Here is a 23,650-nt window from a genome sequence, read left to right on the forward strand (position 1 = left end):
GAATTTTTTACCAGGTGCGCGACCAGCCAAAGCCCGGAGCCACGGTCTCGGACAGATCTGTCAGCAGCCGCACATTTTCGGACAGATCGAAGGCAGGTGGAAGGAAGAGGACGATTTCGTCCGCGGCGGCAAGACCGGGATCGTTGAACACGGCCTCAACCACCTGATCGGGCGTCCCTTGAAAGACCGGTGAAATCTGAGCGCCGACGGGTTGTTTGGCGGGCGCCAAAGCCCCCTTGGGCCGGGATGCGGCGATGCCCAAAGTGCGCCGTTCCAGATCGTAGGCTGCGTATTTTTCCCGCAGCTCTGCGGTGGTGCCGACCAGAATAGAGGCGGCCACGGCGACAGATGGCGGTTCAGTGTTCCATGTCTTGCGCCATGTGCTGCGGTAAGCCTCTATGATGCGGGCCTGATACGCACCGAAACTTTCGCCTTTCTCGTGGTCGTGCTGCACCGTTCCAGCGATCAAACCTATGCCCAGCTCGGCGGCCTGTATTGCGGAGCTGATGCTGGCGGAACCTTGCCGAATTCTGGAGCGCAAGGTTGGGCTGTGCGGCGTGACCCGCAGTTCGGCTCCCGCTGGGGCACCTGGACCGGACCCTTCGACGGTATGGAGGACTTCACCGGAAATCGCTGCCAGAAAACGGGCCTGACGGCGCTTAGCCTCGGTTCGCGCATCTGTATCCACCGCACCGAAAACAGCATCGAAGGCACCATTGGCGCCCGTGGAAATCGCCAGCTCCAACCGTCCGTCTATCAGCAAATCCGTCGTCCCGGCTGCTTCCGCAAGAAGGATCGGATCCTGATAGCGCATCGGAATGACTGCCGAGCCAAGAGTGATGTGCTGCGTATGCTGGCCAGTGGCCGCGAAGAAGGGAAGGGGCGAGGAAAGATAGTGGTCAAAGTGGCGCTGATAGGCCCAGCCGGATTGAAAGCCCAGTCGCTCTGCCGTCTTGTATAGTTCTATACCTTCGCGCAGACCCTGTGCTGGTCCCGTATTGTCATTGAAGGAGACGCGGGTGTTAAAACCCAACCGCTTTTTGGGGCGAAACAATGCGGGCAGGGTGGCGCCGGTAGCAGCAATGGTCATGCGGTCAACTCTTTCCTGAAAATGCGCTGTGGTTGCGGCTGCGGTTCAACTTCCGGAATACCGCCAGCGATGCCGGACGGAATCGAATCCAGCAGCGATCTGGTATAGGGGGCCTTCGGATTGTCGAATATGTCGCTGACGGTCCCATGCTCAACGATGCGGCCGCGCTGCATGACCGAGACGGTGTGGGCGAGTTGGCGCACGAGTGCCAGATCATGCGAAACGAACACATAGGTCAGGCCAAGTTTAGTCTGTAGCGATAGCAACACCTCGATGATATCAGCCTGAACACTGACGTCGAGCGCGGACGTAGGCTCATCCAGCACGATCACGTCTGGCTTGAGGACCAGAGCCCGTGCAATGGCCACACGCTGCCGCTGCCCGCCAGACAAGGCTTCCGGTTTGCGCGATAGCAGATGGTCGCCAAGTCCGACATTGACCAAAGCTTCACGAACGCGTTCAGCCCTTTCCTCGCGGGTGCCGATCTTGAAACGGTCGAGGGGTTCACGAACCAGTTGCTCGACCTTCCATGTCGGGTCTAGCGATGTGAAGGGGTTTTGATAGACGAGTTGCAGGTGTCGCCACGCTGCACGCAGCGATTCCTGCGAGCGACCGTTCAGCGTCTCACCAGCGACAGAAATAGTGCCGGTATCCGGTTCATCCAAACCGAGCAGCAAACGGATCGTCGTTGTCTTGCCTGAACCCGATTCGCCGACCAGAGCGTGTGTGGTGCCCGCCGGAACGCTGAAGGAGACGTCGTTGACGGCGGTTAAAACCTTGCCATCGACAACGAAGGTCTTCGTCACTCCATCGACTTCGATTTTCGGTGCCCTGCCAGAATTGGCATTCAGGAGGCGAAATCCGGGGTCTCGCAATGCGGCATAGCGATCAGGGTTGAGGGCAGGGACATCGGCGTGCAGTTTTCGGGCATATGCCGAGGTGGGCGAGGCAAAGACTGCCGCCGTATGTCCAGCCTCCTGAATAATACCATCCTTGAGGACGATTAGCGTGTCTGCCCGCTCAGCGGCGATCGCAAGATCGTGGGTAATGAGCAGGAGGCTGATGTTCAGATCGCTTTGCAAACGCGACAACAGATCCAGAATACGCTTCTGGATCGTCACATCGAGCGCGGATGTCGGTTCGTCCGCCACAAGCAGTTTTGGCCGCGGGAGAACCGCAAGGCCGATCAACACACGCTGCAACATGCCGCCGGAAAGCTGGTGCGGATAGGAATCATAGACACGCTGCGGATTGTCTAACCCGACCTGAGCGAATGTATCCAGAATAAGCGCTGTACGAATTGCTTTGTTTGGCTCATCCAGCAACGCTGCTGCTTCCTGCGCCTGACTTCCGATTGTGCGAACCGGATTGAGCGAGTTGCCGGGATCTTGCGGAACAAACCCGAGGGCGCGTCCGCGCAATGGCCGGAAACGACGCTCCGAAAGGCCAAGCACGTCCTGATCATCGAATTCGACGTGGCCGGCGGCTCGCCCGGCGCCAGGCAGAAGCCGCAGCAAGGCACGTGCAATGGTCGATTTGCCGGAACCTGACTCTCCGATGAGGGCCAGACTTTTACCGTGCCCAAGTTCGAAACCAACGTCGCTGACGACCTGTTGCGGACCATAGCACACAGACAGGCCTTCTACCCGAAGCAATGGCGATGGAGCCGCCTGATGTTGGGTTGCGATGCGGAGGGACGTTGCGGTCAGTCTGTTTTGCGTAGCCATCGGCTGATCCTGTTGACAGAGAGGACGGTTGCAATCGTGACGAAAGCGGGCGCGTATACGAGCCACGGCCATTTTGGGTAATCCTTGCCGATTGATATCAGCAGGCCCCAATCCGATGCCGGTGGCGGATCGCCGTAGCCGAGGAAGGCAAGGCTGGCGATGACAAGGATGGAATCTCCGAAGTGCAGCACGGCAAGCGGCAGTACAGAGCGCGATGCGTTTGGCAGCACATGCCGCCAAAGAATGTGCCATCGCGTGCCGCCCAGCAGGAAGGAAGCCTCGACGAATGTTGCCAGCCGGGTTTTGATGACCTCTGAACGCATGACCCGGGCGAACACTGCCACGGCCGAAACACCGGTGGCGATGGCGGCATTGGTGGTGTCAAAGCCAATGGCGGTGACGACGATGACGGCCAACAGGAATTTCGGGATGGCAAGCAGCACGTCCACCAGACGGGCAAGGACAATGTCCACCCAGCCACCGAGAAAACCAGCCAGAAGACCAATGACGCCGCCCGCAACGACACCGATAACGACCGCAATCAGCGCGCTCGACACGGAGGAGGCCGTTCCGTAGACGACACGGGTGTAGAGATCGCGGCCCAGATGGTCCGTGCCGAACCAATATTCTGCGCTTGGGGCTAACAGTTTGTGGGCCGGAACACCATTGACCGGGCTATGGCCTGTGAACAGACCCGGCACCAGCGACCACGCCAGCACAAGCGCGACAACTGCGAATGCAAGAGCCACGGTCAAGGGCATACGAAAGGCTGCCAACTGACGAGTTGCTGTGACGCGGGAAGGGGAGGAAAAGGATGCAAGGGTCACGATGCTGCCTCAGGGGAAATATCAGCCGGGCCGTCGTCAGCGGTTGTCGTGCGGGATTTCGCACCACCGATAAGTTTAACGCGCGGGTCGAGCAGTGGGTAAAGAAGGTCTGCAATCAGGTTGACGAGTACGAACACCACTGCCGCCAGCGAAACGACTGCCTGTAGGACAGGCAAATCCTGAGTGCTGACCGAACGCTGCACGAGACTGCCAATCCCTGTGCGACCAAACACCGTTTCGGTAATGAGCGAGCCACCGAGCAGCTCACCGACAGTCAGCGCGATAACGGTAACAACCGGAAGAGCCGATGGCTTGAGCAGGTGCTTGGCGAAAAGGCGGGCTTGCCCCAGACCACGTCCACGCGCGACTGTCGCATATTCCTGCCTCGCTTCGCTATCGAGGTTCGCAATGAGCACCTCCGCAATCTGGGCGGAGATCGGAATACCCAAGGCAACCGCGGCAAAAAAAGTGGCCCAGAAACTGTCTGGTTGGATAACGCGGAAGACGCCGAGTTGAAAACCAAAGACGTTGATCAGCACGAGGCCGATCACGAAATTTGGCACTGACAGAAAGAGTGATGGAAAGTCCCGCAGCAGATTTTGGCCGTAGCGTACCGGCACGAACTGCGTACCGTAAGCCACCACAATGGCCAACAGAAGCGCAACACCGAGGCCTGTCGACGCCAAAATCAGCGTTGATGGAAGCACTTCAGCAATCAGGGTCACCACGGGTCTGCTGGAACGCATTGACAACCCCAGATCACCCGTCACGAAACCGGTGAACGAATCGACAAGTTGGACCAGAACAGGTCGGTCCAGACCCTGCGCTGCGATGATCTCCTTGATCTCGGTTTCGGTGAACCCGTTCTGAGGATTATTCAGAACGTTGCTGATCGGATCACCCGGCAAAATGCTGACGACAACAAAGGTCAGCACGTAAGCCAGAACTATGACGATGACGGCCTGAACAAGGCGCTTGGCGGCGTAGGTCAAGTAGGCATTGCTCATGCCGGCACCTCACATAACTGCATTTGAATTGCGGGTTATTCACTTTTCGTGGCGGTGTAGTAACTTGCGTATGCAACGCCGTTGTACACTTCGCCCTTGAGCTTTGGTGACTGCACGTAGATGCGCTGAACGATCTGGGTGCGCGGGATAAAATAACCCTGGCCAAGAACGTATTTCTGCAATTCATCCAGCAGAGGCGTGCGAGCATCGGTTGAACCAGCGCTGGCGATTTTGTCACGCAACGCGTTGAGTTCTTTATCGCTGTCGCCAAGGGCAAACCAGTTTTCACCATTGTTGGCGTTGGTGAGAATTCCAGCGACTGTGCCAGCATCGATAAAGCTACGAGTTACCTCGTATGTCGGGATGGCCGGACCACCAAACTTTACTTTTTCGCCAAACGTTACAACGTCATAGGCTTTGATATCGACCTTCCAGCCGATTTTACCCAGTTGCTGTGCAATGAGTTCGTCAACCGATTTTGAGGTCGCAAGATAGGGGTTGGAGTGCAGCGTCAATGACAGTGGCTTGCCATCTTTTGCACGAACGCCGTTTGCGCCCTTGATCCAACCGGCCTCATCGAGAAGCTTTTCTGCCTTTTCGGGATTATAGGCGAGCAGGGCGCTATTGTCCGTCGCACCTGGTACGTTGCTTTGAATGAACGACGTCGCAAGTTTCCAATCGGGCGTGTAAACGGTGTCGATGATCTCTTGACGATTGATACCGGCTTGCAAAGCCTGACGCACTTTTACGTCATCATAAGGTGCAAGCTTGGTGTTAACCGCCCAACCGTTCACAAAGCCAAGATAACGGGGTGTCGCAACCGTAAAGCCTTCGTCCTTGAGGGACTTCAGTTCCTGAGGCGAGGCATTGTAGGCCACGTCAGCCTGACCTGACTGAACAGAAGCAACGCGAAGCGAAGGTTCGGAGACAAGCTTGTAGGTAATCGTATCAAGGAATGCCGGACCGGTATGGCCAACTGCCGCAGGACCCCAATTGTAGTCCTTCCGCTTTACCAGCTTGACGAAATCGCCTTCTTTCCAGGAATCGACCACATATGGGCCGCTACCGGACGTTTTGCTGAGGTCAGCCTGCTGTGTGGCTGGCTGTGCAATGGTCTTTGGGGAGATGAGAATAGAGCCGTGGTATCCGAGCGTCGGGATAAAGCCCAGCGTCGGCTTTTTGAAGACGACCTTCACCGTGGTCACGTCAACGGCCTCGGCGTGATCATAGGTTTTCGGGAAGAGGCCAATTGGGTTGATACCCTCGTTCTTGCGACCCGAATACCAGATATCGAGATTGGCAACCACAGCCGCCGCATCCAGTGGCGTACCATCGGAGAAAGTCACGCCGTTTTTGAGATGAAGGGTAAATTCGGTGGCTGTCTCGTTCTGCTCCCAGCGCTCGGCAATCCAGGGGCTGACCTTACCTTCTGCGTCGACATAAAGGAGTTTATCGGCCACATGGCCCCAGATATGACCCTGAAAACTCGAAATCGCGCTGTTGTTCGGGATCCAGCTATCGCCCAGCGAGTCGATAAGGAAGGTGACATCACCGCCTTCGGGCTTGCTGTCTGCACTCAGAGCCGGAACTGGCCCCGTCGTCGCGACCAGGGCTGCAAATGCCATCGCAGATGTGGCGGTTAGCAAACGACGCCGGGAAACGGAGAACGGGAAAAGGCCTTTTATCATGAATGCGGTCCTATGTGTTGTCGAGCAAATCAAGACCCGTAGCGTAAGCGGGGCCACAACAAGGAGAAAGACCAGTTGTTCTTTTTCTAGTAAAACTATGGATTAATTTGTTCGCTTTCCACTCCGTGTGTGGATCAGCTTTTCAGACACCTCGCTATTGACTGGTGAAAGCCTCAACCCCGAGCGAAAGCCATAGCGACGAAAAGCCCGGCGATTGAAATCCATCGGGCAGGGTGGCGCAGTACGTTGTCGATGATGGATGAGGCCCGTTCACGACACCTTAGAAATGCTTGCCTCGCGCATGGCGCGGGATGTTGCAGGCAGTGGCGCCATAGCGTGATAGCTCGACCATCAGATAATGGGCAATGATCGTCGTCTCAGGACTGAGGTACTTTAGGCTGGTAAAACCTGCGATCGGTTCCGAGGGCTGGTCCTTGGCGTCACGCACATGCACGCCTACAGCAGTGCGCAATCACGTGGTGTTTGTCCATTAGATATGGGAGTGTGACATTCCAACTTTGCAGAATCAGGACACTTTAACTTTGCGGCTACAAACAAAGATCGCATAAGATAGATTATGGAACTTTTGTAGATCGTATCGGCGTTGGATACTTCAGATCAAAGGCATGTCAAGATCGAAATAATATCGATAAAACAGAATGATATCGCAGAAAGATAATCCTATGCGGTCACTTCGATGCGCATCTGGTCGTATCCCGGCTCAATATGGGCCGGTGTTTCAGCCATGACGATATTGTAATCCAGTGGCGTGTGCATGTGGGTTAAGATCGCACGTTTGGGTCCGAACTTTTCAATCCAGCCCAGTGATTGCTCCATCGACAGATGGCTGGGATGATAGCGGTATTGCAGCGTGTCGATAATCAGGACGTCGAGTCCGGTGAGTTTGGCTATGGTTTCGGTCGGAAAATCGCTGACGTCTGTGCAGTAAGCCACGTTGCCGATCCGGAAGCCGAGTGAGTGGCTGTCACCATGCTGCTGCATATGCGGCTGGAAATGGATTGTGCCACCAGCGCCGTTGATCGCTATGTCGGCGCTGAGGTCGTCGATCATATGAGGCTCTACGATGGGTGGATAATTGCTGCCCGGCGGCGTTTCGAGGCAATAAGGAAAACCATCGCGAATGCGTTGCATCGTCATCGGGTCGGCATAAATCGGAATGCGTTCTCTGCGTGAAATGAAGAAGCCGCGCAGATCATCGATACCGTGGAGGTGATCGGCATGGGCGTGGGTGTAGAGGACGGCGTCGATGTGCTCGACTTTTGCCGCGATCATCTGCGCGCGAAGGTCTGGTCCGGTGTCGATGACGACCGTTGTTACACCGCCGTCCGGTGCGAACTGCTGCACCATGAAGGCAGCGCGTGTGCGGATGTTCTTTGGGTTGTTGGGATCGCAGGCACCCCAATCGCCATTGATGCGCGGCACGCCGGGCGATGAACCACAACCGAGTATCGTGAACCGACGCCGGTGGCCTGTCACAGCTTACACCTTCGTCATTTTCGAGAAGCAGCGGAACGCATTTTCATTCGTGATCTCTGCCATCCGCTCCAAGGCAATACCGTGAACCTCGGCCAAGACCTCGGCCGTGTTGACGACGTAAGACGGTTCGTTGCGTTTACCGCGCCAGCGTTTGGGCGCGAGATAAGGTGCATCCGTTTCCACCAGCAGACGCTCCAGCGGTACGGTTGCGGCGATATCGCGGATATCCTGCGATTTCGGGAAGGTCAGAATGCCGGAGAACGATACGTAGCCACCAAGTTCAACACCCACTTTTGCCAATTCCGGACCCGCTGAAAAGCAGTGCAAAATGAAGGGGAAAGGCCCCTTCCCGCTTTCTTCACGCAGCAACGCAATCATGTCATCATCGGCGCTGCGGCTGTGAATGACCAGCGGAAGTTTGGTAATCCGCGCTGCTTCGATGTGGCGTCGCAGGCCGGTTTTCTGGTCTTGCGGCTTTTGCGTGTCGTAGAAATAATCCAGACCCGCTTCGCCGATTGCGACGATCTTGTCATGGCTGTTTGCCAGCCGCACCAGCTCGTCTGCCGTGATATCGAGTTCTTCATCCGCGTTGTTGGGATGCGTGCCGACAGAACAGAAAACCGACGGATATTTTTCCGTGATTTTCAGAAGTTCCGGCAGGCGTCGCACGCGGGTCGAGATCGTCACCATCTGCGTGATGCCCGACGCGTGAGCGCGCGCGATGATGTCGTCGCGTTCGGTGTCGAAATCAGCAAAATCCAGATGGCAATGGGTATCGATCAGCATCGGTCTTATGCCTCTGGAGCCACATAACGCGGAAAGACGGGCTTTGGTGCTTCCAACGGTGTGCCGGGAACCAAGCGGCCGGCTTCACCAAGGGCCGCAAAATCTCGCTTGTCTGCTGGAGCCGCAACCAGATCCAACAGTTTTTCGCAGGAACCCGGCATGAATGGCTGAAGCAGAATGCCGATTTGACGGACGACTTCCGCCGTCACATAAAGCACCGTTCCCATACGTTCCGGGTCGGTCTTTTTCAGTGCCCATGGCTCCTGGCCCGCGAAATAGCGGTCGGTCTCGGAAACAACCGCGATGATCGCCGTCACCGCGCGGTGAACAAGCTGCTTACCCACTTCATCGCGGCACGTCGCAAGCAGGGAATCGGCAGCCGCGAGCATTGCCTTGTCCTGATCGGTGAAGACGCCGGGCGTCGGAATCTGACCATCGCAGTTCTTCACGATCATCGAAAGTGAGCGGCTTGCAAGGTTGCCGATACCGTTTGCCAGATCGGCGTTGATGCGGATGCCAATCGCTTCTTCACTGCAATTTCCGTCCTGACCGAAGGAAATTTCGCGCATCAGGAAATAGCGGATAGGATCAAGGCCGAAATGGTTGATCAGCTCGAACGGATCAAGCACGTTGCCGAGCGACTTCGACATTTTCTCGCCGCCCTTGGCAAGCACGAAGCCGTGGGCATACACGCGCTTCGGCAGCGGCAAGCCAGCGCTCATCAAGAATGCCGGCCAGTACACCGCATGGAACCGGATGATGTCCTTGCCGATGATGTGAACATCGGCTGGCCAATATTTCGCGCGCGGACCGTTTTTGTCTTCGATATAGCCCGTCGCGGTGATGTAGTTGGTCAGTGCATCCACCCACACATACATGACGTGCTTTGGATCATCCGGAACCTTGATGCCCCAATCAAACGTCGTGCGGGACACAGACAGGTCTCTGAGACCGGATTTTACGAAGGAAATGATTTCATTACGGCGTTCAGCCGGGCCGATGAAATCCGGGTTCTCTTCGTAGAGTTTCAGCAGCTTGTCCTGATATTCGGACAGCTTGAAGAAATAGCTTTCCTCTTCAACCCATTCAACCGGCGTACCCTGTGGACCGTAACGAACGTTATCAGCGCGCACTTCGGTTTCGTCCTCGGCGTAATAAGCCTCGTCGCGTACCGAATACCAACCCGCATAGCTGTCTTTATAGATGTCGCCGCTTGCGGCCATCAGCTTCCAGATGTTGCGCGATGTCTCGTGGTGACGCTCTTCCGTGGTGCGGATGAAATCGTCATTTGACGCGTTGAGCAGCTTGCCCATCTCGCGGAACTGGTCAGAGTTGCGCTGCGCAAGTTCTTCCGGCGTAATGCCTTCGGCACGCGCGGTCTGCTGCATCTTCTGGCCGTGTTCGTCCGTACCCGTCAGAAAGAACACATCCTTTCCATCCAGACGCTGAAATCGCGCCATGGCATCCGTCGCGATCAGCTCATAGGCGTGGCCGATATGCGGCTTGCCGTTTGGATAAGAAATCGCGGTGGTGATGTAGAAAGGTGTCTTGTCTGTCATGACGCTCGATCAGCTTTACGGTATGTTTTTGAGATAAACCGCTCTTAGCCTATTGTTCGCAATAGCGAAAGCAAAAGCCGTACAATTTGTACGACGTTAAACCGAGCGCATGTCTTCCAGAATGGACAGCACCATCTGTTTCTTGTCCAGATTATAGGCCTGCGCGATGGTGATGCGTTCCGACAGCGACGAGGAAAGGCGGGCGTGACGCTCGGCGGCGTTTATGTCTCCCGCCATGGCCGCCGCCCTCGCCCGGTCCATTAACGTCTCGGTCGCATGTTCCATGAAGAAACCGAGGATGATATCGCCATCCTTTTGCGCCAGAACATCTGCCAGCTTGTGCATCTGCTTGCGCACCGAAGGCCCGGTCGCTGTCATGACTTCGCCGAACACATCGACGATATCCGAACCACCGTAATTGAGAAGTTTCAACGCCTGCGAAACACTGCCTTTGGAAGCATCCAGCAGCGCATCACGCTTGTCACCGGCCATGCTCAGGCCAAGATTTTCGAGCGCTTGCTCCATATCGCGGTTTTGCAATGGCAGCAGCCGAAGCGGCATACACCGCGATCGGATGGTGGGCAGAAGTTTGCCGGGCGCATGAGACAGCACCAGAAACATCGCCCGTTTCGGCGGCTCTTCGAGAATTTTAAGGATCGCATTGGCGGCATTGCGGTTGAGGTCATCTGCCGGATCGATAATGACGATACGCCAGTTGCCTGTGCCAGATGTTTGCGAAAAGAAATGCCCTGCCCTTCGCACCTCATCCACCGTGATGGCCGATTTGACCTTGCCGGTCTTTTCATCCGTCGGACGCGTCAGGTGCAGCAGGTTATGGGATGCGCCGGATGAAATCTGTCGGCTGACCATAGATACCGGGTCTGGATCGGCAATCGTGTCTGGCGCAAGCATCGGCTCAGGATTGGAAAGAACGTGATTGGCAAAGCGGAAGGCCAGCGTTGCTTTACCTATGCCCTCCGGCCCTTCGATGAGAATGGCGTGGTGTCCCTTCCCGGATCGATAGGATTGCGCCAGAAACTGCTCAGCCTCATCGTGGCCGAACAATTTCGTGTTTTCCTGCGGCGGAATTGCACCGTCCAGAACGCCCTGAACCTCGCTCATTCCGCAACTTCCGAAATTCTGTTCAGTTTGGCCAGCAGCGGCTCGACGAACGACAAAACGTCCTCCGTCACCCTGTCTTGTGGTTGGTCTGCATTGACGATCCTGCAACGACGCGGCTCGTTGAGCGCAATGTCGAGATAGGCCTCGCGCCGCTTTTCGTGAGTCTCTATTTCTTCCTTCTCGAAGCGATCAGGCGTCGCGCCCTCATCCGCTCTCTTTCGCGCACGGGCAAGACCTGTGGCGGCCGGAATATCGAAGATCAGCGTCATATCCGGCATCGTGCCATCAATGGCGATGCGCTGGAGTGTTTCGATGAAATCAGGCTCCAGATTGCCTGTTGTGCCTTGATACACACGAGACGAATCCAGAAAACGGTCGCACAGCACCACGGCACCTTTTTCCAGGGCCGGGCGAATAACTTCCTCAACGTGATCGTTGCGCGCAGCGGCAAAAAGCATCGCCTCCATCCGCACACCAAAAGGCTCAGCCGCACCGGAAAGAAGCACATGCCGCACCGCTTCCGCACCCGGCGATCCACCTGGCTCACGCGTCACGATCACTTCAAGCCCGCGAGCCCGCAAGGTTTCGGCAAGAAGGCGAATTTGTGTGGACTTGCCAGCACCTTCGCCACCTTCAAAGCTGATGAACAATCCAGTGTTTTGGACCCCAGTATTTTCCGGCAATATCTCTTCCTGACCTCAGCACTTACGCTGTTTGTGTTTAGCCCATATTAGCCGATTGCGAAACCGTGGATGCTACAACCAAAAAAACAGAAGTTCTTTCAGCGCGCCGGTTGCGTTCTGCGTCAGCGTACCCTTTTCCACCGGCGCGGTGGTATAAAGCGGCACCTCGCGAAGAAGCTTCTCACCGGAAAAAATCTTCAGCGTTGCAGCGTTGTGGTCTGCTTCAAGCGGTGCGTTCAAAGGCCAGTTATAAACAATACGACCTGATAGTCGGTCGGGATTGTTGATGGGAACCAGCACATTGACCGGCTCATGCACGGCAAGGTCAATAGACGAAACGGCGCCACCATAAACACTGACATTACCGACAGTTTCGTTCTTCTGGAAAAGGCTGCGCTTCTCAAAAGACGTCAGCCCCCATTCGACCACACGCTTTGCTTCTTCTTGCCGTGCCTTGTCATCTTCCATGCCGGCAAGGGTGAGATAAATGCGGCGACCATCACGCTCTGCGGAAACAACTGCCGAAAACCCGTGGCCCTCTGCGAAACCGAGGCCTAGACCATCCACACCGTTGCCCAGCGCCAGAAGCGAGTTCTTGTTACGCTGAAAAATGCGGTTCCACTCGAAATCCGGCTTGGAAAAAAGGCTGTAGCGATCGCCAAAGTTTTCATGAATGTGCTTGGCTAAAAACACCATATCCCTTGCGGTTGTCTTGCTTGGCAAGTCTGGCAGGCCGGTGGAGTTTGCAAAGGAACTGCCGGTCAGTCCCAATTCTTTGGCGCGATCCGTCATACGTTTGGCAAATGCAGGGTCTGATCCCGCCATGCCTTCCGCGATCACGATGCAGCCGTCATTGGCGTTTTGAACGATAATACCGGTCAGCAAATCATTGATGCTGACGGAGGATTTCAGTGCCGCAAACATCGTGGATGTGCGAGACGGTGCGCCACCTGTACGCCAGGCATATTCGGAAACGGGATAGCTGGTGTCAGCACTCACCTGCCCCTTGGATAAAGCAGTCATCACAACTTCCACCGTCATCAACTTGGCCAGCGAGGCGGGTGGAAACTGCGTATTTTCGTTGATCGCCAAAAGGACGGTGCCTGTTTCAGCGTCGATCATATAGGCCTGCTGGGCTTTCACAGCCAGTGCGGCAGATTGCGCGTAAACGCCATCCGCGCCCAAGCCGAAGCAGGATGCGGCGATAACGAGAGCCCGGAGATGTCCGTAAATTGTTGTGCGCATCAAAACGCCAGCCCGCCGTTCTGTGATGTTCTGCCCGTGTCCGACGATTCTGGAAACGCAATAACCACTTACGGCAGGCGCTTGGGGAATCGTCGCACAACTCTAGGGATTATGCGCGATATCGCCTCGAAGGGCAAAGGTCAGCGACCCTTACCCTGCTTGTTTTTCACGAAATTGAGGATTGATTGTTCCGTCAACTCACCGCGCTTAACTAGAACGCTATCAAAGGCCTGTTCAGCCTTGGAAACAGGAGCTGCTTCGGAATAGGCAGAAGCATATTTGGATGATGGCTTCGGCACACGCAGGAAATTACCTTCCGGGCGTTCATTGATAAACGGGCCAATTTCCGGCAGCACCACAAACTGCTCAGCGCCCTGCCCTCTGGCGGGTGCTGGACCGTTGACGAGCGGCATCGCCTGAAGCGCCTGATTGGTTTTTCCGCCAACAAGCGCCGTCTGTGCGGAGCCGCTATAGGAAGGGCTGGCTGGAACCGGAATGTAGGATGGAGATGCGGACGCAACCATTACGCCGGTTGCAATCTGCCCTTGAGGATTAACAGCAGGTCCACGCGAACCCTTGGGAATATAGGATGCCATCAAATAAGGCATATCATGCCCATCCAAAGGTGCCCGACCGACATATTGAACGCGCACATTGCCTGTGCCAGTCCCTTTTATATCCAGCAGATCGGCAGCCTTGCTGGACACATCGATCAACCTGCCCTCATGAAACGGACCGCGATCATTCACGCGAACGATGACGGAAGAACCGGTGTTGGTGTTGGTGACGCGAGCATAGCTTGGAAGTGGGAATGTCGGGTGAGCCGCGGAAAGATGCTCTTTATCGTAGGCCTCTCCATTCGCAGTCAGACGACCGTGAAATGCAGAGCCGTACCAGGAGGCGAGACCCGACTTGTCGTAATTCTGCTCTTCCTTGGGAAAATAGCGGCGGCCTTTTACGGTGTAGGCATTGCCGACAAGAAAACGCCCGCCACCCTTGGGAATGTTTTCCCCATCAGCAACACGCGGACTTGCCTTCACGCCATATTCGGACTCGGAAAAATATTCCTTGCTGCGTTTCGGCTTTGTTTTTGTTTCCGACGTCGTCGAACAGGATGCGGTTGCTGCGCAAAGAACGGCCATGCCAAGCCATTTTACGCTCACGCCAAGTTTCGTAACGGTAGAGTTCAAATCCTATGCCCCGCGCTGCTTGGGCCGGTTTTCCCGCAACCCCTCTCAACCTCGATAATCATTCCCCTGACATCGAAGCACCTAACAGACGCCTAATCTTGCTCGCAACATGGCGAAAATGCGAACGAGATATCCGAATTAGATAAAATTGTAATAAACAGGGTTAATGAATGGCTAATTTTAGAAGCGTTGCGGACGTGCCAAAATGACGGCGCAGGCGGATTGACGGCCCAGCGTAAACAGTTATAAAGCCACGCGTAAGACGGAAGAGTGTCCGAGTGGTTTAAGGAACCGGTCTTGAAAACCGGCGTGCGGGAGACCGTACCGTGGGTTCGAATCCCACCTCTTCCGCCATTTCCGTCTCAAGCTGTGCCGCCGATTTCCTTTCAGAAACGGTCGTCTGTATGCGAATCAGCCCTCTCTTCGATCCCATGATGTGGCCGATGGTCAGCCGTTCGACGGTGCGAGCGCCACCAGAGGAATGATGTCCGTCCCTCGACTGGCGACCCACGCGATGGCTGCCTGAGCCGCGGTGATGCCTTCGCTCTGTGCAACTATTGCCAGCGCCTTTGCCAACCGTTGATTTTGGATGAGGTTCTCGCCTTGAAAACGCGGATAAAGGATATTGCGGAAATCGCCTTCACCGCTTCCCTTGCTGCCGGTCAGCAAGCCTCTACCCAATCTAAGCTTATTTTACAGCTCCGTAGCGATCGAAGAACTTTTGTTGGTCGATGGTTGAGGCAGGCGCCCTGCATTTAAAGCGACAACCGTAAAATGAGAAAGTTTTGCTGCTCGATTTCGGTTGAGGGATTTTTTGTGATTTCGTTTCATCCAACGCTAACGATTTACGGGCAAAAAGGCAGCCGTTAGGATTTTAAACGTTTCCAAGAGGCAAGAGATTAATGTGGATTGAAGTGACAACAGCGGGCGGCAATCAGAAGTTCGCAATCAATTTTGATCATGTGATACAGATTTCGCCGTTGGCTCAGGGCACATTGATTATACGTGGAGCAAATGAGCGTGTGCAGGTCATGGAAAGCTACGATTACATCGTCGCCCGCCTTCACGCCGCCGCAGCCAAATAAGTCAGATACGGGCAAAAACCGCAGCAAGCGCGATGACTGCTGGCACAGACTGAATAAACATTATTTTCCTGTGTGCAGTGATCGCGCCGAAAATACCAGCAACCAGAATACAGACCAGAAAGAATATGGCGAAGGCTCTTCCTGCTTCGCCTTGCGTCAGGCTGAACAACAGGCCCGCGGCCAGAAAGCCGTTATAAAGCCCTTGATTGGCCGCGAGAACTTTACTCGCCTCGGCGAATTCGGGCGAAAGTTTAAACGCTTTACGTCCGGTTGGCTTTGTCCAAAGTGCCATTTGCAGAACAAGAATATAAAGATGCAACAAGGCAATGAGCAGTATCAGCGTATTAGCAATCATGTTTCACCCTCCCCAGAGCGTTTGCTTTCATTTTGAACGCAAACGGGCACCCTTATTTCTCAGCATACACTTTAAAGCCATGCATGATTTTAATGCCTGAGCCAATTGCTCTATGGTTTCAGCAGTACTTTTCCCGCCTTGCCCGAACTCAACGAGGCCGTCACCGCATCGGAAATGTCGGCGAGCTCGTAAATCCCTTCCACTGGAAGGATAATCGTTTCATTCGCTACATATGTCAGAAGCTCACCAATGAGGCGGCGTCGGTCATCTGCGGACATGGAGCCTATGACCCTGCTGCCCCAGAAACCCTTTATGGTCAGGTGTTTGAAGATGACAGTGCCGGACGAGATCTGCATCGGCTCTCCCGTCATCGTACCGAACGATACCAGAAGGCCATCCTCTCCCAAAAGCTCGGCAATGTCGTTGCTCGCGGAACCACCAATAGAATCAACGCCTGCACGGATCGATGCTCCCTTTGTCAGTTCGCGGACCTTGTCTTTCCAGTTCTCGTCTGCGGTGGAAACGCCGTTGTCGATGCCCAAAGAAGCCAATTCTTCAACACCGGCATCCCGTCGAACAATATTGATGACATGAACACCCCGCGCTTTCGCAAGCATGGCAACGGCTTTGCCCACTGCGCCATTGGCGGTGTTTTGAATGATCCAATCGCCCACCTTGACGCTTAGAAACTCCAGCAATGAAATGGCACTGAACGGCATGGCAATCAGTTGTGCGGCGGCCTCGTCCGATATCGCATCTGGCACGGGAACGACGCCGGATGCAGGTGCCAGAAAATACTCTGCCCATGTGCCATGCACGCCGGCTGCGGTAACGCGCTTGCCGAGAAGTTCTGCGTCAACGCCCTCGCCCAACGCATCCACAATTCCCACCGCCTCGCTGCCGCCGATGGCCCCTGGCAAGGGTGGCTTGTAACCATAGCTTCCGCGCACCGTCCAAATATCATGATTGTGGATAGGCGACAGAAGGGTGCGAATACGCAATTGCCCCTTCCCCGGCTGCGGAACGGGTGCATCCTTCATGTGAAGCACGTCTTGCGGTTCGCCGAAAACATCGTGGATTGCGCTACGCATCGTATTTCCTTTGAATATCAATGGTGATCTGCCCTAACCTTTCGAACCATTAAGGCAATGCTATGGGCTGAAAACAAAAAGCCGGCCAATAGGCCGGCTCTCAAGTCTGAAATTTCAGGTCGGCGTTATTGGCAAACGCGCATGCTTTCCATGTGCCATCCGCCATCATATGAGTTGCGAACCTGACGATCCTCGAACCAGCAACGTGGTGGTGGTGGCGGAGGTGGCTCCACGTAACGTGGTCCGCTGTCGTTGGCCAAAGCCCCTGCAATAACACCACCCAAAATGCCCGCAGCGATGCCGCCTGCGATGACGGAGCCATTGCCGTGATGGCGTTGTTTGCGCGGTGGATCCCGATACGGCGGTGGTGGTGGGCCGCGGCGATCATAACGGTATGGTCCGTCATAATACTGCGCTGACGCTGTCTGCACGCTGGTCAAAACCGCACCACTTGCGATAACGGCTGCGAGTGTTGCGAGAAGAATTTTTTTCATTGCGGGCTTCTCCATGTGAGCCGAACTTGCATCAGCTAGCAGCTCAATATGCCCGTAAAATGGCATGATAGTCATGAACAAGTGCTGAACGTCATACTGCCCTGGCGCTGCCGATAGCGTCGCTCAGGCATATTTGTTTGCGGGCGTACCAATAGCCAGCACAGTGACCTTTCGCAAATTCGCTCTGGAAGTTATGCAAAACATGCTTCCTCCATGGGAGGGGCTCCCAAGTCCTGAAAGCCAATCGGGCAAAACCTTGGCCCCGCCTTCTGGTGGGGCTTTTTTTATTGCAGCGTCACCAGATGAGATGCCGTCTTTTTATTTGCCCCTGAACAATGCAAAAAATATGTCGCGTATGCTGACGTATTTATTTGTTCAAGCGTACCGATTACGGCGTATCTGCACTATCTGCTCATCGGAATTTTCAGGTAAAAGACAGTCATCGCTCAAGGGCTTTGCCCAACTTTTCCCCGAGCGAACAACCTGCCCCGCCTATGTTGCGGGGCTTTTTTGTTTTTGTAGCCTTGAAGGCTGCGATATTATTTTACAGAAAACAGGACAGGAACCATAACGTCCAGCTTTGGCCCTGCACGCTCATCGCGGCGGTGTTCATTCAGCAGGCCATTAAACAACTCTATAATGGCTGTCGGCATATTTCTGGAAAAATCGTCCCAAAGTTCTGTGGCGCGGTTCCACGAGTAAATCGCCAGAAGGGTTAGGATGAGAAGCAGAAGCCAAGGCCAAAGCGACTTGCGGCGCGGCAGTTGGTGTTTACGGTCACTCTCAAGACTCATGATGCGGTCCTTCTTCTTTCGAAGTTATTTCCGTCCGTAACGCGGCTCTCCGCCGGGCGCGTAAGCCGCTTTTTGCAAAAACCTGAAAATATTGCCGCATTGCGCACAGCGTATCATAAATTCTGCCGGGTTGCCCGAAGGGCGCTCTGCTCGAAAACCTCTGGGCATTTCATCGATTCGAAAGTCGACATCAGGGCCACGCTTCTCGTCTTGTTCGGATGCTTCCGCAAAGCCGCTGTGGCCACACTTGGAGCATTCGAGTTTGCGGGAATATCGGTCGCGTGAAGCCATGGTTTGTCCTTCGTTTCGGCTGAGGTAGCAACGACCGCGCGGCAGTTCAATACATTTTGCCCGCAAAAGCCTGTATGTCCGCACTTCTTACCGTGCCGACCCAGAACAATAGAGTGGAGAAATCGGCGCGGCCCAAAAAGAATGCAAAGAGAGAGCCTGTCGCGAATTCGATCAAATGCAGCATTTTATCGGCTTCAGATACCATTCATAAACCACTTGGTAACGCCATCACTCTAAAGTTGGCGGGTGAAAAGTCTGGCGGGGCGTGCCGGACAAAACTGTGGCATGCGATTAAAGAGTTCAGCCGTGTTTAAAAAACTATCTGAGGCACTAGGACGCGCGGCAATTGCGACGTCTTTTGTGAAGGTCTTTGTGTTTGCAATTGCAGTGGCAACGACAAGTGTCGCGACCACGCAAGTCGCGAAAGCCGACCCCAAATATGCGGGCATCGTTCTGGATGCGAAGACGGGCAAGGTTCTTTATAGTGAGGATCCGGATGGCTTGCGCTATCCTGCATCCCTCACAAAGATGATGACGCTTTATCTGACCTTCGAAGCGTTGAGTTCTGGTCGTATATCCTTGAACTCCAATGTTCCAATTTCGGCCAATGCCGCAAAGGAACCGCCTTCCAAGCTTGGTGTGCGCGCAGGTGGTAGTGTGACGGTGGAGCAGGCCATTTTGGCGCTCGTTACCCGTTCTGCAAACGACGTTGCGACGGCTCTCGGCGAATATCTGGGCGGCAATGAAGAACGTTTCGGTCGTATCATGACGGCGAAAGCCCGTGCACTCGGCATGACACGCACGACATATCGCAACGCTCACGGCCTGCCAAACACGGCGCAGATGACCACAGCTCGCGATCAGGCCCGCCTCAGCGCCGCATTGCGCCAGCATTTCCCGCAATATTACGGCTACTTCAACACGCGCACGTTCAATTTCGGTAAGCAGGTCATCGGCAATCACAACCGTCTCGTCGGAACTGTTCGTGGCGTTGATGGTATCAAGACTGGCTATACCCGTGCAGCAGGCAGCAACTTGGCAACCTCGGCGCAGCTTGATGGCCGTTCCATCGTGGCTGTTGTTCTTGGCGGTCGTTCCAGCGCTGCACGTGATGCAACAATGCGCAAACTGGTCGCGGAATATCTTCCGCAGGCTTCGCGCAGCGGCAATGGCAACCTCATCGCTGCAACACCGTCGGCACCAATCGAAGAGCCGGTCACCGTCGCATCCACAGCACGTTCAACAGCTGGATTGCCGAATGCCGGTCCTGTTCCACAGGCACGTTACGCTGATGAAACACCGGTTTCCGCCTTTGCACCAGCTCCGGCAAACGCGGCAGTTGCGGCAATGGACGTGGCGACACGGCCAAAAACACCAAAGCTGGTGCCTCCTGTGGACATGAAGCCGGACCGTTCGCTCGTTACGAATTCCACAAAGGTGGACAACATTGTGACAGCGTCCACGGCCCCTGCCCCCGCGACTTCAGGCAATGCCGGTTGGGTCATCCAGATCGGCGCGTCTCCGGATGAAGGCTCTGCCAATAATCTGCTCAAGGCTGCACAAGACAAGGGCGGCGTTCTGTTGGGCAAGGCCAAGCCGTTCACCGTCGCCTTCAGCAAGGACGGTTCGCAGATGTACCGCGCTCGTTTCGGCGGATTTGGCGGACAGAATGAAGCAGTCAACGCATGTAATGCTTTGAAGAAGAAGGGCATCAGCTGCTGGGCGTCGCTCCAGTAAGCGGAAGATAGTTTCGGGAGCCGGTATGAGCATGAAAATACAGATTACCGGTTCTTCTCCTCGAATTGTATTGTGTAACGAGGCTTTCCAGATGGCGATCAACGAAAACTATTCGGACATTGCAGCAGGCAAAGGCAGGCAACAAAGTCTTTCCGTGCTCCATCCGATCCATGAAGCGGCGATGAGAATTGCCGATCTCGGCCTAAACAAATCGCGACATAAGACCCGCGATCTTGTCAATCTCCTGCTTTGCCACGGCGCTCGCGCCTGGCGCAGCAACCAGCCGGAAGCGAAGATTCATCTTCATATTGCGTCCCGCTCCGGTCGTGGCGCTATTCACATGCGGCTGCGCTGAACCATCCATCAATCATCAAAAAAAGCCCCGCGGAACATGTGTTCAGCGGGGCTTTTTGTTGTGCAGAAAATTAGGCAGATAAGCAGATTTCTAAAATCTCTTATCAAGAACGGCGGATGTTTGAAATCCGCCGCACTCTATGGATAGTCTCAGTCTTCGCTGTCAGGCGCAGAACCGGCATCAGGCTCGATGCCTTCTGCTTCAACACCCTCGATCACTTCGCCCTCATCTTCGCCTTCCGGCTCGTTGATGCGCTCGACCGAAACGACCTTTTCATCCTTGGCGGTGGAGAAGATCGTCACGCCCTTTGTGGCGCGGCTGGCGATGCGGATGCCGTTGACCGGCACGCGGATCAACTGGCCACCGTCCGAAACGAGCATGATCTGATCGTTATCTTCAACCGGGAAGGCTGCGACGAGTTCGCCGATTTCCGTCGTCTTGGACGTATCGGTGGCACGAATGCCCTTGCCGCCACGGCCAGAGGTGCGGAAGTCGTAGGATGATGAGCGTTTGCCAAAGCCCTTCTGGGAAACCGTGAGCACGAACTGTTCGCGTGCCTTGAGTTCCTGATAGCGCTCTTCCTTCAGTTCACCCTCTTCGGTGACCTCTTCACCCACCAGCGTGATGTCTTCTTCATCGACACCAGCCGCACGACGCTCTGCGGCAGAACGCTTCAGATAGGCCGCCCGCTCCCAAGGCTGGGCATCGCTGCTGCCAACGATAGTCATGGAGATGATGCGGTCGCCGTCACCCATATTGATGCCGCGCACGCCGACCGAGTTACGGCCTGCAAAGACGCGCACATCATCTACGGAGAAGCGAATGCACTGGCCGAGAGCAGTCGTCAGCAACACATCGTCATGTTCTGTGCAGGTTTCGACAGAGAGGATTTCATCCCCCTCTTCGTCCAGCTTCATGGCGATCTTGCCATTGCGGTTGACCTGAACGAAGTCTGAAAGCTTGTTGCGACGCACTGTTCCACGCGTGGTGGAGAACATCACGTCCAGCGTTTCCCACGTTGCCTCATCTTCCGGCAGTGGCATGATGGTGGTGATGCGTTCACCTGCTGCCAGAGGCAACATATTGATGAGCGCCTTGCCCTTAGACTGCGGCGTGCCGATTGGCAGACGCCAGACCTTTTCCTTGTAAACGATGCCACGCGAGGAGAAGAACAGAACAGGCGTATGCGTGTTGGCCACGAACAGGCGGTTGACGAAATCCGCATCGCGGGTCGCCATGCCGGAACGGCCCTTGCCGCCACGGCGCTGCGCCTTATAGGTCGTCAACGGTACACGTTTGATGTAACCCAGGTGCGAAACGGTCACGACCATGTCTTCGCGGGCGATGAGGTCTTCATCGTCCATATCAGGGCCGCCTTCGACGATCTGACTGCGGCGCGGTGTGCCGAATTCATCACGAACTGCGGCCAGTTCATCCTTGACGATCTGCTGGATGCGAATGCGCGACGACAGAATTTCAAGATATTCGCTGATTTCAGCGCCGATCTTGTTCAATTCATCGCCGATTTCATCGCGGCCAAGAGCGGTCAGGCGAGCAAGACGCAGTTCGAGAATGGCGCGTGCCTGTTCTTCGGACAGATTATAAGTCTTATCTTCGTTGATGCGGTGACGCGGATCGTCGATCAGAAGGATCAGGCTTTCCACATCCGACGCTGGCCAGCGGCGCGTCATCAGCTGCTCGCGTGCGGTTGCCGGATCTGGCGCCTGACGAATAACGCGAATGACCTCGTCGATATTGGCAACCGCAATCGCCAGACCAACCAACACATGCGCGCGGTCACGCGCCTTGCGCAGCAGGTACTTTGTGCGGCGGCTGACGACGTCTTCGCGGAACGACACGAAGGCGCGCAGCATATCCAGCAGCGTCATCTGCTCCGGCTTGCCGCTGTTCAGCGCCACCATGTTGCAGCCGAACGATGTCTGCAAAGGTGTGTAACGGTAAAGCTGGTTCAAAATGACTTCGGCATTGGCGTCGCGCTTCAGCTCGACCACCACGCGGTAACCCTGGCGGTCGGACTCGTCGCGAAGGTCAGAGATGCCCTCGACGCGCTTTTCCTTGACCAGTTCCGCCATCTTTTCAATCATCGACGACTTGTTCACCTGGAAGGGAACCTCGGTGATGATGATCTGTTCACGGTCGCCGCGCATCGGCTCGATGGTGGCGCGGCCACGCATGATGACAGAACCACGACCCGTCTCGTAAGCGGAGCGAATGCCGGAGCGGCCAAGAATAAAGGCGCCCGTCGGGAAGTCGGGACCGGGAATGATCTGCATCAGTTCCGGCAATTCGATTTCCGGATTGTCGATCAGCGCGATACAGCCATCAACGACTTCGGTAAGGTTATGCGGCGGAATGTTGGTCGCCATGCCCACGGCAATACCACCCGCGCCGTTGACCAGCAGGTTCGGGAACTTCGCCGGCACCACGACAGGCTCAGACAGAGTGCCGTCGTAGTTATCGCGGAAATCAACCGTTTCCTTGTCCAGATCGTCCAGCAGCGAATGCGCGGCCTTTTCCAGTCGGCACTCGGTGTAACGTTCAGCCGCTGGCGGATCGCCATCGATAGAGCCGAAGTTACCCTGACCATCGATCAGCGGCAGTCGCAAAGACCAATCCTGCGCCATACGCGCCAGCGCGTCGTAGATCGCGGAGTTGCCGTGCGGGTGGAATTTACCCATCACGTCCCCGGTCACGCGGGCGCATTTTACGTATTTTTTGTTCCAGTCAATGCCGAGCTCCGACATGCCGTAAAGAATACGGCGATGAACGGGTTTCAATCCATCACGAACGTCGGGAAGTGCGCGGCTGACGATAACGCTCATCGCGTAATCGAGATACGACCGCTGCATTTCCTCCATGATGGAAATCGGCTCAATGCCTGGCGGAAGTTTTCCGCCGCCTGGGGGGCTCTGGTCAGTCAAATCGGATCACATTCTATGTTAAGAATCGGATGGATTTTTATAGCGGAAACAGCGGTCAAGCGCCAATTTCCAGCGCAGTTTTGAA

General features: G+C 55.4%; 24 protein-coding genes and 1 tRNA gene. 5 read left to right on the plus strand and 20 right to left on the minus strand.

Annotated features, from left to right (window positions below; genetic code table 11):
* Nucleotides 1-7: 7 nt before the first annotated feature.
* From RMR16_RS05625 to RMR16_RS05685, 13 genes are all read right to left on the minus strand, one after another.
* Entirely contained in the window at nt 8-1,090 is a 1,083-nt protein-coding gene (locus RMR16_RS05625; RefSeq protein WP_320199965.1) for an LLM class flavin-dependent oxidoreductase, read from the minus strand.
* Nucleotides 1,087-2,817 carry an ABC transporter ATP-binding protein gene (locus RMR16_RS05630; protein WP_320199964.1) on the minus strand — a complete coding sequence of 577 codons (1,731 nt, stop codon included), beginning with the start codon at nt 2,815-2,817 and terminating at the stop codon, nt 1,087-1,089. Before RMR16_RS05630 ends, RMR16_RS05625 begins: the two co-directional genes overlap by 4 nt.
* Entirely contained in the window at nt 2,796-3,644 is an 849-nt protein-coding gene (locus RMR16_RS05635; protein WP_320199963.1) for an ABC transporter permease, read from the minus strand. Before RMR16_RS05635 ends, RMR16_RS05630 begins: the two co-directional genes overlap by 22 nt.
* On the minus strand, nt 3,641-4,651 hold the full coding sequence (locus tag RMR16_RS05640) for an ABC transporter permease (protein ID WP_320199962.1): 1,011 nt from the start codon (nt 4,649-4,651) through the stop codon (nt 3,641-3,643). Before RMR16_RS05640 ends, RMR16_RS05635 begins: the two co-directional genes overlap by 4 nt.
* A 35-nt stretch (nt 4,652-4,686) precedes the next feature.
* Nucleotides 4,687-6,339 carry an ABC transporter substrate-binding protein gene (locus RMR16_RS05645; RefSeq protein WP_320199961.1) on the minus strand — a complete coding sequence of 551 codons (1,653 nt, stop codon included), beginning with the start codon at nt 6,337-6,339 and terminating at the stop codon, nt 4,687-4,689.
* 280 nt (nt 6,340-6,619) lie between these two features.
* Nucleotides 6,620-6,811, minus strand: a complete 192-nt coding sequence (locus tag RMR16_RS05650; protein ID WP_320199960.1) for a hypothetical protein — start codon at nt 6,809-6,811, stop codon at nt 6,620-6,622.
* Nucleotides 6,812-7,020: 209 nt separating this feature from the next.
* Entirely contained in the window at nt 7,021-7,836 is an 816-nt protein-coding gene (locus tag RMR16_RS05655) for an MBL fold metallo-hydrolase (RefSeq protein WP_320199959.1), read from the minus strand.
* Between the two features lie 3 nt (nt 7,837-7,839).
* Entirely contained in the window at nt 7,840-8,622 is a 783-nt protein-coding gene (locus RMR16_RS05660) for a TatD family hydrolase (protein WP_320199958.1), read from the minus strand.
* A 5-nt stretch (nt 8,623-8,627) separates the two neighbouring features.
* The gene (metG, locus tag RMR16_RS05665; RefSeq protein ID WP_320199957.1) at nt 8,628-10,181 is read right to left on the minus strand and encodes a methionine--tRNA ligase; all 1,554 of its coding nucleotides are present in this window, start codon (nt 10,179-10,181) and stop codon (nt 8,628-8,630) included.
* A gap of 96 nt (nt 10,182-10,277) precedes the next feature.
* On the minus strand, nt 10,278-11,303 hold the full coding sequence (locus RMR16_RS05670) for a DNA polymerase III subunit delta' (RefSeq protein WP_320199956.1): 1,026 nt from the start codon (nt 11,301-11,303) through the stop codon (nt 10,278-10,280).
* Nucleotides 11,300-11,986: a dTMP kinase gene (tmk, locus tag RMR16_RS05675; protein ID WP_320199955.1), complete on the minus strand. Its 687-nt coding sequence runs from the start codon at nt 11,984-11,986 to the stop codon at nt 11,300-11,302. Before tmk ends, RMR16_RS05670 begins: the two co-directional genes overlap by 4 nt.
* Nucleotides 11,987-12,058: 72 nt before the next feature.
* Complete coding sequence (locus RMR16_RS05680) at nt 12,059-13,231, minus strand: D-alanyl-D-alanine carboxypeptidase family protein (RefSeq protein WP_320199954.1); 1,173 nt, start codon at nt 13,229-13,231, stop codon at nt 12,059-12,061.
* 140 nt (nt 13,232-13,371) lie between these two features.
* Nucleotides 13,372-14,421, minus strand: a complete 1,050-nt coding sequence (locus RMR16_RS05685) for a septal ring lytic transglycosylase RlpA family protein (RefSeq protein WP_320199953.1) — start codon at nt 14,419-14,421, stop codon at nt 13,372-13,374.
* A gap of 264 nt (nt 14,422-14,685) precedes the next feature.
* Between RMR16_RS05685 and RMR16_RS05690 the strand changes: the two genes are divergently transcribed.
* Nucleotides 14,686-14,775: transfer RNA gene (locus RMR16_RS05690), tRNA-Ser, on the plus strand.
* A 93-nt stretch (nt 14,776-14,868) separates the two neighbouring features.
* Here RMR16_RS05690 and RMR16_RS05695 read toward each other — a convergent pair.
* Entirely contained in the window at nt 14,869-15,090 is a 222-nt protein-coding gene (locus RMR16_RS05695) for a hypothetical protein (protein ID WP_320199952.1), read from the minus strand.
* A gap of 233 nt (nt 15,091-15,323) precedes the next feature.
* On the opposite strand from RMR16_RS05695, the gene RMR16_RS05700 reads away from it, so the two are divergent.
* Nucleotides 15,324-15,506, plus strand: a complete 183-nt coding sequence (locus RMR16_RS05700; protein ID WP_320199951.1) for a hypothetical protein — start codon at nt 15,324-15,326, stop codon at nt 15,504-15,506.
* A 1-nt stretch (nt 15,507) separates the two neighbouring features.
* Here RMR16_RS05700 and RMR16_RS05705 read toward each other — a convergent pair whose 3' ends face one another.
* From RMR16_RS05705 to RMR16_RS05725, 5 genes are all read right to left on the minus strand, one after another.
* Nucleotides 15,508-15,861, minus strand: coding sequence for a DUF1304 domain-containing protein (locus RMR16_RS05705; protein WP_320199950.1), 354 nt, complete (start codon nt 15,859-15,861; stop codon nt 15,508-15,510).
* A 110-nt stretch (nt 15,862-15,971) separates the two neighbouring features.
* Nucleotides 15,972-16,952, minus strand: a complete 981-nt coding sequence (locus tag RMR16_RS05710) for a zinc-binding dehydrogenase (protein ID WP_320199949.1) — start codon at nt 16,950-16,952, stop codon at nt 15,972-15,974.
* A 125-nt stretch (nt 16,953-17,077) separates the two neighbouring features.
* Nucleotides 17,078-17,446, minus strand: a complete 369-nt coding sequence (locus tag RMR16_RS05715; RefSeq protein WP_320199948.1) for a hypothetical protein — start codon at nt 17,444-17,446, stop codon at nt 17,078-17,080.
* 539 nt (nt 17,447-17,985) lie between these two features.
* A complete protein-coding gene (locus tag RMR16_RS05720) occupies nt 17,986-18,240 on the minus strand; it encodes a hypothetical protein (protein WP_320199947.1) in 255 nt (84 codons plus the stop codon).
* Between the two features lie 24 nt (nt 18,241-18,264).
* A complete protein-coding gene (locus RMR16_RS05725; protein WP_320199946.1) occupies nt 18,265-18,531 on the minus strand; it encodes a hypothetical protein in 267 nt (88 codons plus the stop codon).
* 74 nt (nt 18,532-18,605) lie between these two features.
* Here RMR16_RS05725 and RMR16_RS05730 point away from each other — a divergent pair, with 74 nt between their 5' ends.
* The 3 genes from RMR16_RS05730 (at nt 18,606) to RMR16_RS05740 (ending at nt 20,623) form a co-directional block, all read left to right on the plus strand.
* Nucleotides 18,606-18,845: a hypothetical protein gene (locus RMR16_RS05730; protein ID WP_432354706.1), complete on the plus strand. Its 240-nt coding sequence runs from the start codon at nt 18,606-18,608 to the stop codon at nt 18,843-18,845.
* Nucleotides 18,817-20,268, plus strand: a complete 1,452-nt coding sequence (locus RMR16_RS05735; protein ID WP_320199945.1) for a D-alanyl-D-alanine carboxypeptidase — start codon at nt 18,817-18,819, stop codon at nt 20,266-20,268. The genes RMR16_RS05730 and RMR16_RS05735 overlap by 29 nt, the downstream gene beginning before the upstream one ends.
* 91 nt (nt 20,269-20,359) lie before the next feature.
* Complete coding sequence (locus tag RMR16_RS05740; protein WP_320200113.1) at nt 20,360-20,623, plus strand: hypothetical protein; 264 nt, start codon at nt 20,360-20,362, stop codon at nt 20,621-20,623.
* Nucleotides 20,624-20,772: 149 nt separating this feature from the next.
* On the opposite strand, the gene gyrA is transcribed toward RMR16_RS05740, so the two are convergent.
* Nucleotides 20,773-23,565 carry a DNA gyrase subunit A gene (gene gyrA / locus RMR16_RS05745; RefSeq protein WP_320199944.1) on the minus strand — a complete coding sequence of 931 codons (2,793 nt, stop codon included), beginning with the start codon at nt 23,563-23,565 and terminating at the stop codon, nt 20,773-20,775.
* Nucleotides 23,566-23,650 lie beyond the last annotated feature (85 nt).

It is taken from the genome of Agrobacterium sp. rho-13.3, from assembly GCF_033957765.2.
GTDB lineage: Bacteria > Pseudomonadota > Alphaproteobacteria > Rhizobiales > Rhizobiaceae > Agrobacterium.

What these genes read in the sequence shown, in the direction of transcription:
- RMR16_RS05730 (WP_432354706.1), top strand. Translation starts at nt 18,606, where the DNA reads ATGTCCGCACTTCTTACCGTGCCGACCCAGAACAATAGAGTGGAGAAA.
- RMR16_RS05660 (WP_320199958.1), bottom strand. Translation starts at nt 8,622, where the DNA reads ATGCTGATCGATACCCATTGCCATCTGGATTTTGCTGATTTCGACACC.
- RMR16_RS05700 (WP_320199951.1), top strand. Translation starts at nt 15,324, where the DNA reads ATGTGGATTGAAGTGACAACAGCGGGCGGCAATCAGAAGTTCGCAATC.
- RMR16_RS05720 (WP_320199947.1), bottom strand. Translation starts at nt 18,240, where the DNA reads ATGAGTCTTGAGAGTGACCGTAAACACCAACTGCCGCGCCGCAAGTCG.
- RMR16_RS05710 (WP_320199949.1), bottom strand. Translation starts at nt 16,952, where the DNA reads ATGCGTAGCGCAATCCACGATGTTTTCGGCGAACCGCAAGACGTGCTT.
- RMR16_RS05735 (WP_320199945.1), top strand. Translation starts at nt 18,817, where the DNA reads ATGCGATTAAAGAGTTCAGCCGTGTTTAAAAAACTATCTGAGGCACTA.
- RMR16_RS05625 (WP_320199965.1), bottom strand. Translation starts at nt 1,090, where the DNA reads ATGACCATTGCTGCTACCGGCGCCACCCTGCCCGCATTGTTTCGCCCC.
- RMR16_RS05740 (WP_320200113.1), top strand. Translation starts at nt 20,360, where the DNA reads ATGGCGATCAACGAAAACTATTCGGACATTGCAGCAGGCAAAGGCAGG.
- RMR16_RS05670 (WP_320199956.1), bottom strand. Translation starts at nt 11,303, where the DNA reads ATGAGCGAGGTTCAGGGCGTTCTGGACGGTGCAATTCCGCCGCAGGAA.
- RMR16_RS05640 (WP_320199962.1), bottom strand. Translation starts at nt 4,651, where the DNA reads ATGAGCAATGCCTACTTGACCTACGCCGCCAAGCGCCTTGTTCAGGCC.
- RMR16_RS05725 (WP_320199946.1), bottom strand. Translation starts at nt 18,531, where the DNA reads ATGGCTTCACGCGACCGATATTCCCGCAAACTCGAATGCTCCAAGTGT.
- RMR16_RS05645 (WP_320199961.1), bottom strand. Translation starts at nt 6,339, where the DNA reads ATGATAAAAGGCCTTTTCCCGTTCTCCGTTTCCCGGCGTCGTTTGCTA.
- metG (WP_320199957.1), bottom strand. Translation starts at nt 10,181, where the DNA reads ATGACAGACAAGACACCTTTCTACATCACCACCGCGATTTCTTATCCA.
- RMR16_RS05680 (WP_320199954.1), bottom strand. Translation starts at nt 13,231, where the DNA reads ATGCGCACAACAATTTACGGACATCTCCGGGCTCTCGTTATCGCCGCA.
- RMR16_RS05705 (WP_320199950.1), bottom strand. Translation starts at nt 15,861, where the DNA reads ATGATTGCTAATACGCTGATACTGCTCATTGCCTTGTTGCATCTTTAT.
- RMR16_RS05715 (WP_320199948.1), bottom strand. Translation starts at nt 17,446, where the DNA reads ATGAAAAAAATTCTTCTCGCAACACTCGCAGCCGTTATCGCAAGTGGT.
- RMR16_RS05630 (WP_320199964.1), bottom strand. Translation starts at nt 2,817, where the DNA reads ATGGCTACGCAAAACAGACTGACCGCAACGTCCCTCCGCATCGCAACC.